We start from the raw sequence: 15681 nt of genomic DNA, 5'->3' as shown, positions 1-15681 counted from the left end.
ATCCGAGATGACCTGGCGCCGTTCAGTTCAGCCCCGTGAGGGCATCAAGAACCATGGACACTTGCAGTGCCACCTCAAGATCGCCCTCAAGCCTCAATACCTTGCCCCTGCGCCGGCTCAACCATGCCTCATGCGAGGCACGAGATCGGCCTGGCCGGCCACCCTGCTCATACTGGGAGGCCCATTCAATAAACACAGGGTCCACAGTGTCATAGCGTTGTCGCTCACGGCTGATCAATCGCTGCAATCGCAGCGGAGTATCCAATACTCTGAATACAATAAGGTCGAAGGCATTTTCCAAGGCCTCTCCCCAATCAACAATGGAGCCGGCCACTGCAATATTCTGCTGGGGCTTCAATGCATTGAGTATGTTCAGTAAACGCGTTGCTTCATCTACCTTTCGCGTAAACGGTGGTACCTTGTCCAGCCACTGGAAGTCATCGGTTTCAAGATGCTCCCACCCTGGACGCTCAGCCAACGCTGCCGCCAAGGTTGAAGTGCCTGACCCGGGCCCTCCCATGATTAATACCCGCAGGGGCCTTGTTATAGGTGTCGATGCTGCCGTGTTCATTTTCCCATCATCATAAATTAGTGATGTACACAACTTACAGGTTAGTGGTTATTAACGAAAGCCTTGATCGCATGAATTCCAATAGAACGTCGCAAACTGTCATTACTGTACATCAGTTTGGCCGAGAGCAAGTCTCGGTACAAGCGTTCGACGCCCAATGAAGGTTCAACGCAATAACCTCTGGCCAGACCAGACAGCTCCAATATGTTATCGACGATGACAACCACTTGTTCTGAAACGTAAACTTTCAACGCATTGACGCGCACAATCAAATCAGCATCGACACCGTCTATCGAATCACTCAAACACTTTTTATAAAGGGCAACGGTATGCCCGATAAAACCTTCGATAGCCAATAGCCTTGTTTTCAACTCGGCGACCCTCGACACATATAAATCGGACTTTAACTTAACGCTCAAGACGTGTTTATCTTCAGCGACCTGTTCAAGCATCCTTTCAAACAAGCCTTGTGCTGCGCCAAGCCAACTGGCCGCCCACAGTATCTGCCCGCAGGGTACAAAGTGCCTTAGCGCCACCGAGCGAAAGTTTTCGGGAAGTACATGCTCGACATTGACCACTACATTAAATGCCATGGGGATGCTTTGCGTGCCGCGCACGCCCATCGCGTTCCATTCTCCAGTGGACTCAATATCGCCGTCCTCGCGGCTGACAAGCACGAACCTGACATCTGTTTCAGGCGCGTGCTCATCTGCCCTCATGGTGATCAGATAATAGTGCGATTGCAGACCGTAACTGACGGTTGGCGCGGTTCGCGCTACCGATACCCGCCCCTCCGCCTGCGCGCCTATCGGTGCGAGTGCTCGGAAAATGTCGCCCCCCTTGCCTGCTTCTGAAGTGACCGACGCAATCAGACGCCCTTGTTCAACGACTTGCTCAAGCGCATGGGCGGCGCACCTGCTGCGGCTCTGAGCCAATACATTCACCTGCTGGGTATGCATGCTCCAGATAAGTGCAGTGGAAAGGCAGCCTTTGCCGATGACCGACGCAATCGAAGCCAACTGCTCGATCTCCAATCCAAGCCCGCCGCGATCGTTAGGAACGGCTGCGCCCATCAGGCCGAGGCTGCGCACAAGCGCCAGGTTGTCCAAAGAACACTGGTTGAGCTTGTCGGCCATTATTGCCCCCGCTAGCAGCTGTGAGCGGCTGGCTTCTTCCAGCGAGGCAAGCAACGATTCGAACCTGCTCATAGCACTTGGCGCTCGATTGCGTTCCAGAGAGTTTGCACGGTATCAAACATGTCAGCGCTGAGCTGTTCGTCCGCAATGACGATGCCCAGTTGCACTTCCAGCTCCACAAGCAGACTGATCGTCGTCAGCGAGTCGATGCCTATTGCAGTCAGGTACGTGTCGGGAAGCAATTGACTGCCCTGCTGGTTAAAGCTCTGCAGAACCGCTAGAAACCTCTCGTATGTGTCCTGTGTTCCCCCATTAAGCCCTTGCATCTGCACACTCCTCCCAGACTAATTTCAGCGCCAGGGCGCGCTTGACCTCACCCTTGGCGATCAGCACTTCCACCGGTACCGGCTTGCCCAAAAATGCAACCAGGCTGGCGGTCAGCCCGTAAGCCCCAACATTTTCAATGGTGAGTAACTCGCCCTCCTGGACAGGAGGCAATGCTATATCTCGCGCCACAATATCCAGTGGCGTGCACAGTGGTCCCACCACAGTGACCAACTGCTGCTGCAGCTGGAGCTGACTGCATCGCAACGGCAGGACGTCCACCTTTTGCCGAAGGGTCCTGCCCAAACCGGACATGCCGCCCAGGCAATGCACACCTGCATCGGTCAAGATGAAATCCCGACCTTTACTTGACTTGTTTTCCAACACGCGAAAGACCAAGGTGCCCGACGAAGCGGCCAGATAACGCCCTGACTCGAACCAGCATTCAGTCCCGCGATCCGAAGCGCTCTCGACCAGCGCATTGATGCTGTGCTGAATACTTTTCAAACACACCGAGCCTTTCTGTGCATATGGCCAGGGGAACCCCCCGCCGAAATTAACAACGTGCAGCGCACACCCCAGCACTTGCGCCGCTTCGTCCAGCGCCGCCAGTGATGTTTCGCATGCCTGGACGATGTTTTGCAAAGGTTCTATCTGCGTACCCAGATAGGTATGGATGCCGATGAGGCGCAGGTGCAGCAGCCCCCTGATCACTTCCCTATTCGATTGGATATGTTCCATATCCATCCCGAACTGCGAAGCGACTCCGGTCATTGACAGCCTGGCGCTGGAGCCAAGACGGGGATTGACTCGAATAAGCACGTCCGGCTTGACGTCCAACTGCCCCGCCTGCCCATCCAGTAAAACCAGCTGGGAAAGCGACTCGATGGAAAATCGCCGGACGCCATTCTCCAGGGCGTGTCTCATTTCCAACGCCGTCTGTACCGGGCCCCCGTACAGTACATCCCCCCGAGCGTCCGGGTTGACGGCGTTCAATTCGGCAATAGATGTAACTTCCACGCCCACGCCCGCTGCCGATAACTCTCTTGCCAGCAGCGGATTAGCTTTGGCCGAGTAAAACAACTTCGCCTTCGAGGTAATAGCCCGGCGTAGTTCGCTTAATCGCACGTGGACGGTGTCCATATCGTAAATATACAAAGGGCTCCCGTAGCGAGCCACCAGCGTACTGAACACCTGTTCGTTATTCACAACCGGCTTATCCATGGGCGTAAGCACTCCGAAATCCGTCACAACGATCAGCCCAACGGGCCGCAGGCCGCGAGAATGAGCGGGTCATGCGATAAACAACCGAGTCAATAGATCACACGCCTTTGAAGTGTGATTCAGCCCGTTACTCATTTCGTAACACGGCACACTGTGCGCCGGGACATGTCCGGAAGGCGCCTGATGACTTGGGATCAACGGCCTTAAAAACGGTGCATGGCTGATGCCGGGGATGTCAATCTGCGGGAACGAGTGTTTGCGATAAAGCGCCACTGCCGTTTCGGCCGGTAGTAATTTGAGCGCGGGCTCATCCCGGTTTTCCGTTGCGTTGAGGTAGACAATCGCGCACAGCGGTTGGCGTGCAACAATTCCAACGTCATACATCGCTTGCAACTCGAAGGGGAAAACATGCACTACCGGTGGCAATACATGGTTGGGTTGGCAGGGTAATACGATGCCATTGCTCAGCGGATGGGAAAGCGCTACGGATCTTGAGTTGTCCTTGCCGTTATCCAGCTGCAGTTCAAGTACGCCGAGCATGTCGGTCCTGATTCGCAAAGACCTGGGCCAACCCTGGCAATGCCAATGACCACTTTCGTGTTTCACGGAGACATTATCATTACTGATGAAGCCCACGCCGAAGCGCCGCATCATTGCCATTGCCAGCGTTGTTTTACCGCTCTTCTTGTCGCCGGCTAAAATCACCGACCCCGCAGGGGTGGCAATCGCGGCAGCGTGCAGGAACTGATGCCCGGTGCGCAGATTTTCAATCCTGAGCACGTGGGACACGGTTCTGGCGACCAGCAATGGTGTAAAGGTGTCATCATCACAGGCAACCCAGATTTTTTTCTGTTGATAGTCAACCGATATCTGCTGCCTTGGCTCTCCCTCCCCCATGAATATCTGGTAGTCCGTGCTCGCATCTGCGAAGTCAGGGGTAACCACGTGCAGAGACCAGCAAGAAAGGGGCGCCTCGCGGGCTTCGATACCGACAAACGGATCCAGCAAAATGCCCAGGGCTTCAATCAGATGGGCGGGCATGCACAGCGCTATATGGGCTGAGTCTACCGTTGCCACCCACGGCGCAACTTCACACTTAGACATTGGCCTTATCCTCCAGCGATACCTGCAGACCGTCTTGAACACCACCACACTCACCCTGCTTGCGCGCTGCCCATAACGACACCGTCTTGTGCAGGGAGGCCGCCGAAGTTGCCACAGTGGTTGTCGAGGAAAAACCAGATAAAGCGGTGCCTGTGCGGTAATCAATACGCGCGCCTATAAAGGCGACGGATGCCGAACGCGCACAGTGTTCATCAACTTGGCTATCGCCGATGAAGATACAATCTTCGGGTTGGACGCTAAGTACGTGCATGATATGCAGCAAACAATCAGCGTCAGGCTTGGGCTTGCCTTCTCCCGCGCATACCGTCACCGCAAAAACCCCTTGAAGTTTGAGTTTCAAAATATCCGCTTCAAACCGTTGGCGTGATCGCCCGGTCGCCACACATAGAGTCACCCCTTCACGGCGAAGGTATTCCAGGATCTGCGGCATGCCTGCTTTCAATCGTGCGGCGCGTTCAAGTAGTGCAAAAGCGATCGGCACCCGTGTGCGGAAAACATCCGCGTGAAGGTCCGATAATGTATCGGCGATTGCCTCAATCAGATTAACGCCCTCAATCGGACTGGAGAGTAAAGCGGCGATGGGCTCGCTCAAAGGGACACCGAGGGCTTTCAATACGTTATCGGCGGCTATTTCCCACAAACCTTCAGAGTCATATAACGTGCCGTCCCAGTCAAAAATAACTACTTTCCTGGTAGTCATTTACTCCCCTCCTTCCAGTGAGCGTCGATAATGTTCAGGTTTTTCCGTGTCAGCCCTGAGTGGCTGACAGGCTGTCTGGCCAGTAATCGCTCATAACATCAAGGCACTCCCGATAAGTAAGATCCTCACACCGGGTGTGCAGCATTAGTTGTTCAGCCGACAGTTTGTCAGCGGGGCTTATATACCGACTCAACATTTGCAATAACGACGGCTGGTGTAACTCAACATAGCGATGAAATAGGCCGCCGGCCTCAGCTGTGTTGCCAAGCCGACTTAGAAAACGCATCCCCAAGCATGAGTCCAGCGCGTTAGGGGCGATATGCAAGGCGTTTCTTGATATGGCAATATCATTGAAGCCAAGCGTCTCACGCGCTAGATAAAGTTGATGGCGAATCGAGCCTGGCCGCGCACATTCCGGATTGACGCTGCCCACTACCTCCTCACGGACTTTGGATAACGGCAGCGTCGTTTTGAGTCGAAAACACAACAACTGCCCGCCATGTTGGCAGAGCCACGACTCCTGGTACGGATAAAAGCCATTGAGCACTGCAAAAGCGTGCCCGCCCTTGCTCATGCGACTAGCGTACAGGCCTGGTCCGACTTTGATACAGGTGCCTTTATCCCAATCTTCCGACAACTGCGCGGTATCGTTGCGCCAGAACATTTCGAGTGCCTGGGATGCCGTGTAGACCGGTAGGGGGTGCTCGGATTGCAGGCAGTCATGCACCGCATGCTCAGCCTGGGCGTTTGGCTCGTTGGCCAACGCGCGCAAGATTCGATACTGCCCGCGCACCATCGTGCGAGCTGCCTGCGAGTCCGCCGCGATGAGGACGACCTGGTCAATCTCGCCAATTGCCATGAGGGGTGAAAACACCAGCTTCAGCGCATGTTGCAATGGATCTTTATGTTTGACCGACAGCAGTTCAGGTTTCAGGAAAAGGAAATGTTCCTCAACCCCACCCGCAAGCAATGGTGCGTTCGCCGCACCAACTTCTTCCACTAACTGACCAAGCGCTATAGACGAATTAGCGCCTTGCCGCGTCGCATTGCTTAGCACCCTGTCGCAGAGCTGATTAATCGATAATTGCGTCATCTCACTTCCCTTTGAGATACATCTCCTGAGTCACCTAGAGCAATTGTCCACACGGCGTGCGGGCATATTCAGCGAACGCTTTGAGGTGATAGTCCAACTCACCCGGCGCCTTTTTAATATTGGAAAAAAACCTGTTGAGTGCAAGCGGTTTTTGCCCTTCCAGTAAAATTTTATTTCGAATTGCGCATAAAAAAATTAAGATTCACCCTTGCAATCAACGTCTTATGCGCCGATTTCAAACATGAAAATGATAGCTAAATCCTTAGTTGCCAGTATATAGCCACTATATAATGGCTAGTTACTGGCAACGCTTAAATTTCTTTGCTTACTTCAAGCTTTTAAAAAATTCTTATTTTCGCCTACGGCCCCGCCATGCGAGCCTTTGAGTAAAAAAAACAGCGCAAGAGACTACTTGCAACAGCCGTCGCGCCTTGACACCCCGCGCTATCGTTGCTAAACAAAAAAGGCATTTTTTCTCATCCGAAGAAAAATACGCAATGAACTCACGCTCATCACCTGCGCAGTAGAAATTCAACTTTCTGCTACCAGCTGATTTGGGAACTAACACTGTTCACGTTGGACAGCCGAAAGGAATCGGGAATGCTGCGCGTGCTTGAACTTCGCTCTAAGAGATCATCAACCTGTCGCCGGCATCATGGGTATCAGCCCTGTCGGACTCGCTGTGCATACGGGTGCAAATGCCTCGCCTTGCTGATGCCTCATTGGCCGGGGGGCGCACTGTGAGCGACTGTGATTTTTCCAACAAGAGCGATCATGATCCACTGATCCGGCAAGTGGCGGCTGCATTCGTCAGCGAACCTGTGCGGGTCTTGCCTCTGGTCAGGCAAGGCCGGAAAACACTGCGCCCAGCGTTCAGCTCAGGTATTTCCAATAAGTTTTTCCTGGAGACGGCGGCACGCGAACGTTTTGTTCTGAAAGAGGCACCGGCCTACGCCAATTCATTACCCTTTTGTCAGGCATCGCTGCAATTTCAACAGCACCTGAGCAGAGACGGGTTGCTGATTCCGGAATATTGCTGCTTGTCAGACGACCACACACGATTCCATTTAGTGCAGCTCGAAGATGGCCGAGAAAGAATATTCACGCTTCAACGCTTGGCCGACGGCGGCGATTTCCCCTGCCTTCCTTCACTGGTCAGGGGCGCGGTTGATGCATTGCATTCATTGCACACTTCGGCGCTCTCCCTACCCGACAATCACCTGCCTCACGGCAATGTCTTCGATTGCGTAACTGACCTGCTTGCGCAAGGCCGAGACGAGCTGGAGACAAAACTGAACGGCCCGTGGCGGCCATACAAAACCGAGGTGCTGGCGTTGATCAGTGCTTTCTCATGGCAGGTCAACCACTATAAATCTCAGGCAGAGTCGGCAGGCTATTTCGAACGTACCCAAGCGGTTCATGGGGACTTTCATCTGAACAATTTATTGTTCAACGATCGCGGAACAGTGTCGGCAATTCTGGATTTTGATGACGCCAAGAACGATAACCCGATTCAGGATTTCGCCAGACTGACTGTGAGCCTTTGCGTTTTCAAATTCCATAGGGATCCTCAGCGGCCATTGGCGGTGATTCCCACGTCGGTGGACGTGCCGCTACTGCTTGAATTGCTGGCTCACTCAAAAAACATTGAAATCCTGCAGTTCCTGAAAGGGCCCTTTGTGCCGACGCTCAAATGCATAGCCTTACAGATGGCTTTCATTGGTTTGCTTTGCGGGATGTATGGTACCGACCAACTACGAGAACTCCGACTTTTCCCGGCGATGTTGGACGCCGGATGCAACCAACTGGATGCCCTGATCAAAAAGGAACACCTACATGGACTATCGTGACCTTCCCTGCCGAAAGAATGTTCGGACCCTTCTGCTGAATCCGCATGATCACATTCTATTGATGCAGGTGACCCTGCCTGACCGGACCTTCTGGTGCACCTTGGGTGGCGGCATCAAGCCGGACGAAGGCCTGGAAGACGCGGCGCAACGTGAGCTGTTCGAAGAAGCGGGGTACCGTCCGGAAGAACTTTCCCAAGGGCGCCTGGTGTGGAGGGGAAAACATATATTAATGCGTGATGGCACGCTTTTTCTTCTGGATGAGTCCTTCCTGCTCTACCGGGTCACCCGCGTCGACTTCACAACCCGGCATCAAACCGACGAAGAGAAAGCCGTGGTCAAAGAAATGCGCTGGTGGAGCGTCGAAGAAATCAATAACACTGAACAATTCATCGTGCCACCGCGCCTGGGACATTATCTGGAGCGTCTGATAACTCAAGGCCCTCCCTCCTCTCCAGAGCTGATTCAGTTAGCGGATGAGTCATGATGGCGCTCGATGAACGTTCACTTCATTTGCGACGACTTATCGCCCAGACGCTGATCTGTGCCGACATGGGCCACGTAGGGCCTTCGTTGTCGCTGGTTGAAATTTTGCGAGTGCTGTATGACTCCGTACTGAGTTTTGACTGCGCACGACCTGACTGGCCAGACCGCGATCGCCTGATTCTCAGCAAAGGCCATGGCTGCGCGGCGCTGTACGCCATTCTTGCAGACAAGGAATTCTTCCCGTTGGCCGAGCTTTCGACGTTTTGTTCGCAGGAGTCCAGGCTGGGAGGGCACCCCGAGAAGTTGAAGATTCCCGGCGTCGAAGCATCGGCAGGTTCCCTTGGACATGGTCTCTCCATCGGCGTGGGAATGGCAGTGGCGGCGCGCCTGCGTCGTCAGACTTATCGAACATTCGTCATAACCGGCGACGGTGAACTTAACGAAGGTTCAATCTGGGAGGCCGCCCTGCATGCCAGTAAGCACCGGCTGGCCAACCTGACGGTGATTGTCGACTGTAACGATCTGCAGTGTTTCGGGCGAACGGATCAAGTGCTTGACATGGCCCCCCTTGCAGAAAAATGGCGCAGCTTCGGCTTCGATTCACTGACCATTGATGGACACGACCTGGCAGCCCTGAAAGACGCGTTCGCCAGACCGCCCTCGCCCAGCGGGTCGCCCTTGGCTGTTATCTGCAAGACAGTGAAGGGCAAGGGGCTGCCAATCGCCGAAGGTAATCCCCAGTGGCACCACAAGGTCAAATTCAGCCAGGAAGACGTGCTCATGATCAAGCACGCGTTTCAGGGAGATCTCTATGAGAAAAGCGTGCTCTGACAAAATTGTCGACATGGCGCTGAGCGACCCAAGGATTGTATTCGTCGGCTCAGACCTGGGGGCCGGAGCCATGGCCCAATTTCAAACACAGAGTCCAGAGCGCTTTTTCATGGAGGGTATTTCCGAGCAGCATATCGTCGGGTTTGCCGCAGGCCTGGCCATGGAAGGGTTCGTCCCGATAGTCAACACGATCGCAACGTTTTTGACACGTCGTGCATTCGAGCAGATTGCGATGGATATTGGCCTGCATAACGTGCCTGTGATTCTCATGGGCAATGGTGCAGGGTTGGTCTACGCCCACCTGGGTCCCAGCCACTTGGCCATTGACGATATAGGGCTGATGCGATTGGTGCCAGGCATGACGGTGTTGTGCCCCGCAGATTCGACGGAGGCTCGCTTGCTCCTGGAGCAAGCTATTGATAATCAGACCCCGACCTACATCAGGATCGGCCCCGCGAACCCGCCCGACTTGCCTCATCAGCATGTTCCACCGGTGATTGGGGTACCGGTGACGCTCCTCGACGCCGAAGAAGTGATTATTTTCTCGACCGGATTTGCCTCACATCAGGCGTTGGCTGCCGCTCACTTGTTGCGCACGCAAGGGATAGATGCGGGGGTCGTGCATGTGCATTCCGTAAAACCACTGTACCTGGATGAGCTGATGGATCGCCTGACCAAGGCGAGGCTGATCGTTACCGTAGAAGAGCACAATCGTACGGGAGGCCTTGGCAGTGCTCTGCTTGAGGGGCTGTCCGATGCCAAGGTGCCTTGCCCTGTTTTTCTGCGCCTGGGTCTTGAGGACTGCTATCCCGATGGCTACGGCGACCAAGCCTATTTAGTTGAAAAGTATGGATTGAGCGCCGAGAAGATTGCTCAGGCCGTACGCGCGACCTATCTGTCGATCTGAGCATGGAACCCGCACAATGATAATAAGCGCCGCGGCATTGACCGGTACGCTGAAGTACGACATTTGCGTGATCGGCTCAGGCCCCGCTGCCCTGACGTTCGCAAGTCAATTTCTGAAGGGCGAAAACAACCTCAGGGTGCTCCTGGTGGAGAGTGGTGAAACGCTGGATACGGCCTATATCAATGAGCATGATGAGTCGTTATCACGTCGTTACAGTGATCTGCAGACCTGCACGCAGGCGCTGTATGGCGGCAGGGTTTCGGGCTGGCTTGAGACGAGCAAGCCCAATTACCTGACCGAAAGCCGGTTACGTGCGTTTGGCGGTACTGGCAATGTCTGGAGCGGCTGGTTATGCGCGATGGAACGCCTCGACCTGGAACGCGGAAAGTGGCCCATTTCGTATGCGCAGATGCAGGTATTTTACAAAAAAGTCTGCGCCTATTATCAGATTCCTACTCGCTGGTGCCTGGACGAAGGCCTTGATGACGCGCCAGGTTGGCAAGCATTACCGTTGTCTTCCGAGGCATTTCGCACCCGCCCCTTGCTCGCACGCCGAATCAATTTCGGCCAGCTTTTCAAGCAAAGGCTGATTCGCTCCAGGAGCGTGGATGTGCTACTGGGGGCCAACGCGGTGCGCATCGATACGGTGGCGTGCGGCACCGATCAAACAAGGTCGGCACGTCAGTTGGTCTTCACGTCGGTTTCGGCGTCACGTCCTCACGCCATTGAGCACACAGTGTCTGCCTCCACATTCGTCATAGCCGCCGGCTGTATTGAAAGTACACGGCTGCTGGAAGCTTCTCGACCCGGTTTGGCGTCGGGTGAATTGGGCCACTACTTTCAAGAGCACTTCTACATTTGGAACGCCGGCACCTACAACTTGACGCAACGATGCGTGCCTTATCGTCCGCTGTATTTTCAGGAAAAAACCCTTAACGTTTCAGAGAACGACTCGATTGTTGGGATGATCGTGCCCACCGCTCGCTACCTGATCCAAGCGGGAGGCGGAACCTTTCGTGCCATCCTGGGCGGCGGGCCGGGCATTCCTGGAACGTTGAACCTGTGCTGTGAACAACTCCCCGCGCAATCGAACCGTATTGTCCCTGATCACGTGGCGGCCGGGGCCGGAACCACTCAGGCAAGTGTGCATGCCCATAACGAACTGAGCGCGGTCGATACCAAGACCATTGAAAACGCCGTGATGACGCTGGGTGAAACCTTACAGAGCAGTGGTCTGATCACGCATTTCAAACCCGCGCCATTCTGCGTAGATCCCACACAATGGCAAGCGCCTCACCGACTCGCGCCCGGCAACCATCCCAGTGGGACCACGCGTATGTCCAATGACCCAAACCAAGGGGTAGTCGATAGCGACTGTAAGGTGCACGGGATGGACAATCTGTATATCGCCAGCACCAGTGTGTTTCCGACAGCGGGTTATGCCAACCCCACGCTCACCCTGATGGCCTTGGCTTTCAGGCTGGCCGAAAAACTACAGGAGAACGGATAAACATGGACTTGGGCCTTGGCGGCAAGCGCATTCTCATCGCTGGAGGCAGCAAAGGCATAGGCCGCAGCCTGGTGGAAACCTTCACGCTCGAGGGTTGCCGCGTGGCCTTTTGCGCACGTGATGAAGCCGCACTGAACCAGTTGATGACCAGCCTCAACGCCACTGAGGATACCGTGCTGCCCTATGTGCTGGATGTGCAAGACACCTCGATGTTCGAGCTTATGGTCAAACAAACCGTCGACCGATGGGGAGGAATCGACTGCTTTATCTGGAATATCAGCGCTCAAAGCAGCAGTTGGTCGACTGGATTCAAAGTTGACATTGAGTCCTGCGTCAACTGCATGGACTTGATTATCCCCTATCTCAGGGCCGCACAAGGCGCGTCGATTGTTGCGGTTGCCTCGCGTGTTGCATCCATCGCGATTCCCAATAACAAGCCCTACGCCGCGCTGAAGGCTGCGTTGGTCCACTACATGGCCTCGTTGAGCCAAGAGCTCGTGAGCGAAGGCATCAGGGTCAATTGCGTTTCGCCCAGTGAAGTGATGTCGCCGGGCAGCGTCTGGTCCCGGTTGCAAAAGGATGAGCCGCAAAGGTATCAGCGGGCGCTGAACAGAAGCCCGCTTGGCCGAATGGCTACACCCGAAGAGGTCGCCCATGCCGTGGCGTTTCTCGCCAGCCCGGCAGCCAGCTATATATCCGGGGTGAATTTGCAGGTGGACGCAGGCGGCCATCAAGCCGTCAATTATTGAACAAAACTGCCCACCATCTGATGGCAACTTCTGACCAATGACCTTTTGCCTGATTCGCAGCAGGTCATGATCCAGGTCAAAGAACCGCCGAACGGACCTGAAAAAGTCGCCTTCCCCTTGCGAACGGATGCTATTTTGAGTGCTCGACACCAGGACTATTGAAGGTCCTGGCTCCTGCCGCGAGCTAAAGGAAGCGCTCAATGAACAAGGTGGGCACTATGAACAAAGTGACATTCCCCAACGCGTGCCAGCTGATGCGCTGGCACTTTCATCCGATGGGCTTCGAGGGGAGCATGGACGCCCCCGGCAGCATGGTGGCCCGCCTGTTTGATCGGACCAGCGGCGAGACACTGATCGCTATCGCTGGCATTCCCTGCGCCACTGTAATGAACGCCGCCGATGTGGAGCGCATCATCGAGGCGGTGGAGGATGAGCTTGAGAGTTTTGTGCCGCCTCTGTCGCTGCGGGCCTGATCGATTGCCGCAGACCGGTGAGATCCAACGGTGGGAGGCGCTGGGTCAGTCACTGCAAGGTTGAATGACAGAGCGCAATCGGGGGCAAGCCCCCTCCCACATTCAGATCGCATTGAGGCCGATCAACCGCGTTGATCGTCGAAGAATGCTTTCCTGCCGTCCACCCGCTCCGATGCCCTTGGCACATTCACCGCCTGGCCTTCGGGCTTTTCCACGTACCAATAACAGTGGCTGACCGCTCGCGTGATGCCGACGTAGGCCAGGCGCAGCACTTCGTCTTTTTGTGCGTTGTCATACGCCTCGTTGTCGCCATCCTTGCCCAGACCCGCCATACGGTAGACCTGGTTCTTGTAAGGCGAACTGGTGAGGTGCTGGCAGTCCCCCAATAGAAACACCGCGTCCGCCTGCAGGCCCTTGGCGCTGTGATAGGTCAGCTGTTTGAGCTTGCGCGCCTGAGGCGGCAAGCTCGAATCAAGATTAACTACGGCCTGAATATGCTCTTGTATCAATAACTTATCGCTGCTTTTTCGATATAGCATCAAGATCGTATCGCCCTGCTGATAATGCTCGAGCAGCTGCCGCGCCAGTGCAGCGTCGTCGCGCTCCTGCACTGTCACGGGCACCAGCGGCTTGGGCTCGCCACTGGCCTTGGCCTTTTTGCCGGGAATGGCCGGCGCACTGCGTACGATGTGCTCGGCAGCATCGATGATGTGCTGATGGCTGCGGTAATTCTCAGCCAGCATTACCCGTGTGGTACTCGGCGATGCAAATTCTTGGTTGAATTCCATGAAGTACTTGGGTGAACTGCCGCGCCAGCCGTAGATCGACTGCCAGTCGTCCCCCACGCACAGTAGCGATGAACGCTGCGCCCCGCGCCCGACATGCATGGCAGGGCCACGGCTGCGGATTTCGCGCAGGCTGGCACGGATCCACGAGACAATCTGCGGCGATACGTCCTGGAACTCATCGATCATCAGGTGCGACATCGGCCGCAGCAATGGGTCGCTGAGCAGCTTGAGGTTTTCCGGGGTATTTTCGCCAAACAACGAAAACATGCGGTTATACGTCATGATCGGCGGCGATTGATCGAGCAAGTGATCTTCCAGGGCCTTCCAGAAAATGCCCAGGGCCTCGAAGAACAAGCGGTCCGGGTCGTCTTTGGCGAAGCTCATGCGGCCCACGGCGCTGGGCACATCCAACCCGAGGTTTTCGATAAAGCCGGCGGCCATCACAAAGCTGTCCAACAGCGGCGCTGAAGCAAGCTCACCCTTGACCTTGTAATCAAACCCTGGCCCGGCCGTGGCATCGCCCGCCAGACTGCTTAACAATCTTTTTGAAGACTCATAGTTATCGAGCCATATCAAAGGCTTGCGACAAAAAGCTTGAAACAAGGTGCGCTTTACCGCCCACTCTGCGCGCACTGACAGCTTTGAATTGGGCCGGCTGATCTGAGGGCTTTCCCGCGAATCAAAGCCCAGCACCACCCACGCGTCCAGCTCGGGGATATAGCCATGGCAATGAAATTTCGCCCCATTGATATCGAACGTCTGCCGGCTCGGCTCGATACCCTTGATCGGCCAGGCGCCGGCGCGAAACCACAGATCCTCGATGACGTCGCAGAGTTCTTCATCACGCCTGGCCGCCAGTTCCGTCACCGCCATGCGCTTTTGTACATCCGGGTGATCGCACTCCAGCTCCTTGAGTTGCAGACCATGGCGCGCCAACGGCGCGATCAACTCACGAAAACGCGCGTGGCTGCCGTGCAAGCGGTGATAGCAGGCGTTCATCTGTTGGCGCTGGGCGTCGTTGATGCGCAGGTCGAACGGATTGCTGTCGGCGTCCTCGACGCCGGCGCTGAGGTTCTCGAACGCCTGCAGTCGCTCAAAGCCCGGCAGGCTGCGCACCATCGGCAGGATGCATGAGTGAAAGGTGCGCACCACCGCCTGGGCCTCTTTTTGGCCAAGGGGTTGGCCCCACAGGCTGAGAATCTGCATGAGCTTGTGGATGAAGTCCTTGCGCGATTCGCGGGTGAACGTCACCACGGTCATCGAACTCAACTCGAAGCCCAGGTAATGGGTGAGCAGAAGGATGCGCAGCACCAGGGAAGTCGACTTGCCTGCGCCAGCGCCTGCAATCACTGAGGTCGAGGGCGTGTCGCTGAAGATCATCTTCCACTGCGCGGCGCTCGGCTGGGCGTGAGCCGGCAGCAAACGTGCAACGTCGGCCTTGATGCGCTTTTTGATGTCGGCGGTCAGGGGCAATCGCCAGTCATCGAACAAGTTGTCATCAATGCCCGGAGCACGAGGCTCATCGGACCGAAAATCACGTATCAGCAGGACTTGCCGGCCCTCTTCCAAACCGTCCGCCTTGCCCTCGCGGTAGCCATACTCCACACCGGCTTCATGCCCGCTGCGAAAACCGTCGGCTTGACCGTGTAACCAGGAGAAACGGTGTTGAGCGCGCAAACGCGTGAGGCCGTGTCCGAACAGACGCGCGGCAAGCCGTTTCAACAGCGGCATTTCCGCCGGCGGGCGCAATTCAGGGGGCAGATCAGGCTGTGGGGGCGGCACGCGAACTCCTGCGATGAGCTGGGTTTTGACAGTGCGCCATGGTCGCCGGAATTGACGCCGAGTTCCAGCCAAATGCTTTGGTGTCATGCAGTTAGGCGATGAAGTGAAAGTTATTGCCCTTAATTAACATCGAAT

General features: G+C 55.5%; 15 protein-coding genes. 7 read left to right on the top strand and 8 right to left on the bottom strand.

Annotation, left to right across the window (positions count from 1 at the left end):
* Window positions 1-22: 22 nt before the first annotated feature.
* From BFQ04_RS27390 to BFQ04_RS27360, 7 genes are all read right to left on the bottom strand, one after another.
* On the bottom strand, window positions 23-490 hold the full coding sequence (locus tag BFQ04_RS27390; protein WP_139111974.1) for a hypothetical protein: 468 nt from the start codon (window positions 488-490) through the stop codon (window positions 23-25).
* A gap of 122 nt (window positions 491-612) precedes the next feature.
* Window positions 613-1779, bottom strand: coding sequence for an acyl-CoA dehydrogenase family protein (locus tag BFQ04_RS27385; RefSeq protein WP_065953458.1), 1167 nt, complete (start codon window positions 1777-1779; stop codon window positions 613-615).
* Entirely contained in the window at window positions 1776-2033 is a 258-nt protein-coding gene (locus BFQ04_RS27380) for a phosphopantetheine-binding protein (protein ID WP_065953457.1), read from the bottom strand. The genes BFQ04_RS27385 and BFQ04_RS27380 overlap by 4 nt, the downstream gene beginning before the upstream one ends.
* Window positions 2020-3255, bottom strand: coding sequence for a hypothetical protein (locus tag BFQ04_RS27375; protein WP_065953456.1), 1236 nt, complete (start codon window positions 3253-3255; stop codon window positions 2020-2022). Before BFQ04_RS27375 ends, BFQ04_RS27380 begins: the two co-directional genes overlap by 14 nt.
* A 69-nt stretch (window positions 3256-3324) precedes the next feature.
* A complete protein-coding gene (locus BFQ04_RS27370) occupies window positions 3325-4296 on the bottom strand; it encodes a hypothetical protein (RefSeq protein WP_139111973.1) in 972 nt (323 codons plus the stop codon).
* Between the two features lie 55 nt (window positions 4297-4351).
* Complete coding sequence (locus BFQ04_RS27365) at window positions 4352-5080, bottom strand: HAD family hydrolase (protein WP_065953454.1); 729 nt, start codon at window positions 5078-5080, stop codon at window positions 4352-4354.
* Window positions 5081-5129: 49 nt separating this feature from the next.
* Window positions 5130-6173: a hypothetical protein gene (locus BFQ04_RS27360; protein WP_065953453.1), complete on the bottom strand. Its 1044-nt coding sequence runs from the start codon at window positions 6171-6173 to the stop codon at window positions 5130-5132.
* A 740-nt stretch (window positions 6174-6913) separates the two neighbouring features.
* On the opposite strand from BFQ04_RS27360, the gene BFQ04_RS27355 reads away from it, so the two are divergent.
* From BFQ04_RS27355 to BFQ04_RS27325, 7 genes are all read left to right on the top strand, one after another.
* Window positions 6914-8023, top strand: coding sequence for an aminoglycoside phosphotransferase family protein (locus tag BFQ04_RS27355; RefSeq protein WP_175413323.1), 1110 nt, complete (start codon window positions 6914-6916; stop codon window positions 8021-8023).
* Complete coding sequence (locus BFQ04_RS27350; protein WP_065953451.1) at window positions 8010-8507, top strand: NUDIX hydrolase; 498 nt, start codon at window positions 8010-8012, stop codon at window positions 8505-8507. The genes BFQ04_RS27355 and BFQ04_RS27350 overlap by 14 nt, the downstream gene beginning before the upstream one ends.
* The gene (locus tag BFQ04_RS27345) at window positions 8504-9337 is read left to right on the top strand and encodes a transketolase (RefSeq protein ID WP_218187765.1); all 834 of its coding nucleotides are present in this window, start codon (window positions 8504-8506) and stop codon (window positions 9335-9337) included. The genes BFQ04_RS27350 and BFQ04_RS27345 overlap by 4 nt, the downstream gene beginning before the upstream one ends.
* Entirely contained in the window at window positions 9318-10244 is a 927-nt protein-coding gene (locus BFQ04_RS27340; protein ID WP_065953449.1) for a transketolase family protein, read from the top strand. Before BFQ04_RS27345 ends, BFQ04_RS27340 begins: the two co-directional genes overlap by 20 nt.
* A 16-nt stretch (window positions 10245-10260) precedes the next feature.
* A complete protein-coding gene (locus BFQ04_RS27335; RefSeq protein ID WP_065953448.1) occupies window positions 10261-11754 on the top strand; it encodes a GMC oxidoreductase in 1494 nt (497 codons plus the stop codon).
* A gap of 2 nt (window positions 11755-11756) precedes the next feature.
* Complete coding sequence (locus BFQ04_RS27330; protein ID WP_065953447.1) at window positions 11757-12503, top strand: SDR family NAD(P)-dependent oxidoreductase; 747 nt, start codon at window positions 11757-11759, stop codon at window positions 12501-12503.
* A 200-nt stretch (window positions 12504-12703) separates the two neighbouring features.
* Window positions 12704-12976: a DUF1652 domain-containing protein gene (locus BFQ04_RS27325; protein WP_065953446.1), complete on the top strand. Its 273-nt coding sequence runs from the start codon at window positions 12704-12706 to the stop codon at window positions 12974-12976.
* A gap of 122 nt (window positions 12977-13098) precedes the next feature.
* On the opposite strand, the gene BFQ04_RS27320 is transcribed toward BFQ04_RS27325, so the two are convergent.
* Window positions 13099-15546 (bottom strand): UvrD-helicase domain-containing protein, encoded by a 2448-nt coding sequence (locus BFQ04_RS27320; RefSeq protein WP_065953445.1) that lies wholly within the window; start codon window positions 15544-15546, stop codon window positions 13099-13101.
* Window positions 15547-15681 lie beyond the last annotated feature (135 nt).

The sequence above is a fragment of the Pseudomonas sp. 37 R 15 genome, from assembly GCF_900004865.1.
Taxonomy (GTDB): domain Bacteria; phylum Pseudomonadota; class Gammaproteobacteria; order Pseudomonadales; family Pseudomonadaceae; genus Aquipseudomonas; species Aquipseudomonas fluorescens_AM.
This window is presented reverse-complemented; position numbering and strand designations above follow the sequence as displayed.

What these genes read in the sequence shown, in the direction of transcription:
- BFQ04_RS27370 (WP_139111973.1), bottom strand. Translation starts at nt 4,296, where the DNA reads ATGCCCGCCCATCTGATTGAAGCCCTGGGCATTTTGCTGGATCCGTTT.
- BFQ04_RS27375 (WP_065953456.1), bottom strand. Translation starts at nt 3,255, where the DNA reads ATGGATAAGCCGGTTGTGAATAACGAACAGGTGTTCAGTACGCTGGTG.
- BFQ04_RS27335 (WP_065953448.1), top strand. Translation starts at nt 10,261, where the DNA reads ATGATAATAAGCGCCGCGGCATTGACCGGTACGCTGAAGTACGACATT.
- BFQ04_RS27385 (WP_065953458.1), bottom strand. Translation starts at nt 1,779, where the DNA reads ATGAGCAGGTTCGAATCGTTGCTTGCCTCGCTGGAAGAAGCCAGCCGC.
- BFQ04_RS27350 (WP_065953451.1), top strand. Translation starts at nt 8,010, where the DNA reads ATGGACTATCGTGACCTTCCCTGCCGAAAGAATGTTCGGACCCTTCTG.
- BFQ04_RS27340 (WP_065953449.1), top strand. Translation starts at nt 9,318, where the DNA reads ATGAGAAAAGCGTGCTCTGACAAAATTGTCGACATGGCGCTGAGCGAC.
- BFQ04_RS27365 (WP_065953454.1), bottom strand. Translation starts at nt 5,080, where the DNA reads ATGACTACCAGGAAAGTAGTTATTTTTGACTGGGACGGCACGTTATAT.
- BFQ04_RS27325 (WP_065953446.1), top strand. Translation starts at nt 12,704, where the DNA reads ATGAACAAGGTGGGCACTATGAACAAAGTGACATTCCCCAACGCGTGC.
- BFQ04_RS27345 (WP_218187765.1), top strand. Translation starts at nt 8,504, where the DNA reads ATGATGGCGCTCGATGAACGTTCACTTCATTTGCGACGACTTATCGCC.
- BFQ04_RS27360 (WP_065953453.1), bottom strand. Translation starts at nt 6,173, where the DNA reads ATGACGCAATTATCGATTAATCAGCTCTGCGACAGGGTGCTAAGCAAT.
- BFQ04_RS27330 (WP_065953447.1), top strand. Translation starts at nt 11,757, where the DNA reads ATGGACTTGGGCCTTGGCGGCAAGCGCATTCTCATCGCTGGAGGCAGC.
- BFQ04_RS27380 (WP_065953457.1), bottom strand. Translation starts at nt 2,033, where the DNA reads ATGCAAGGGCTTAATGGGGGAACACAGGACACATACGAGAGGTTTCTA.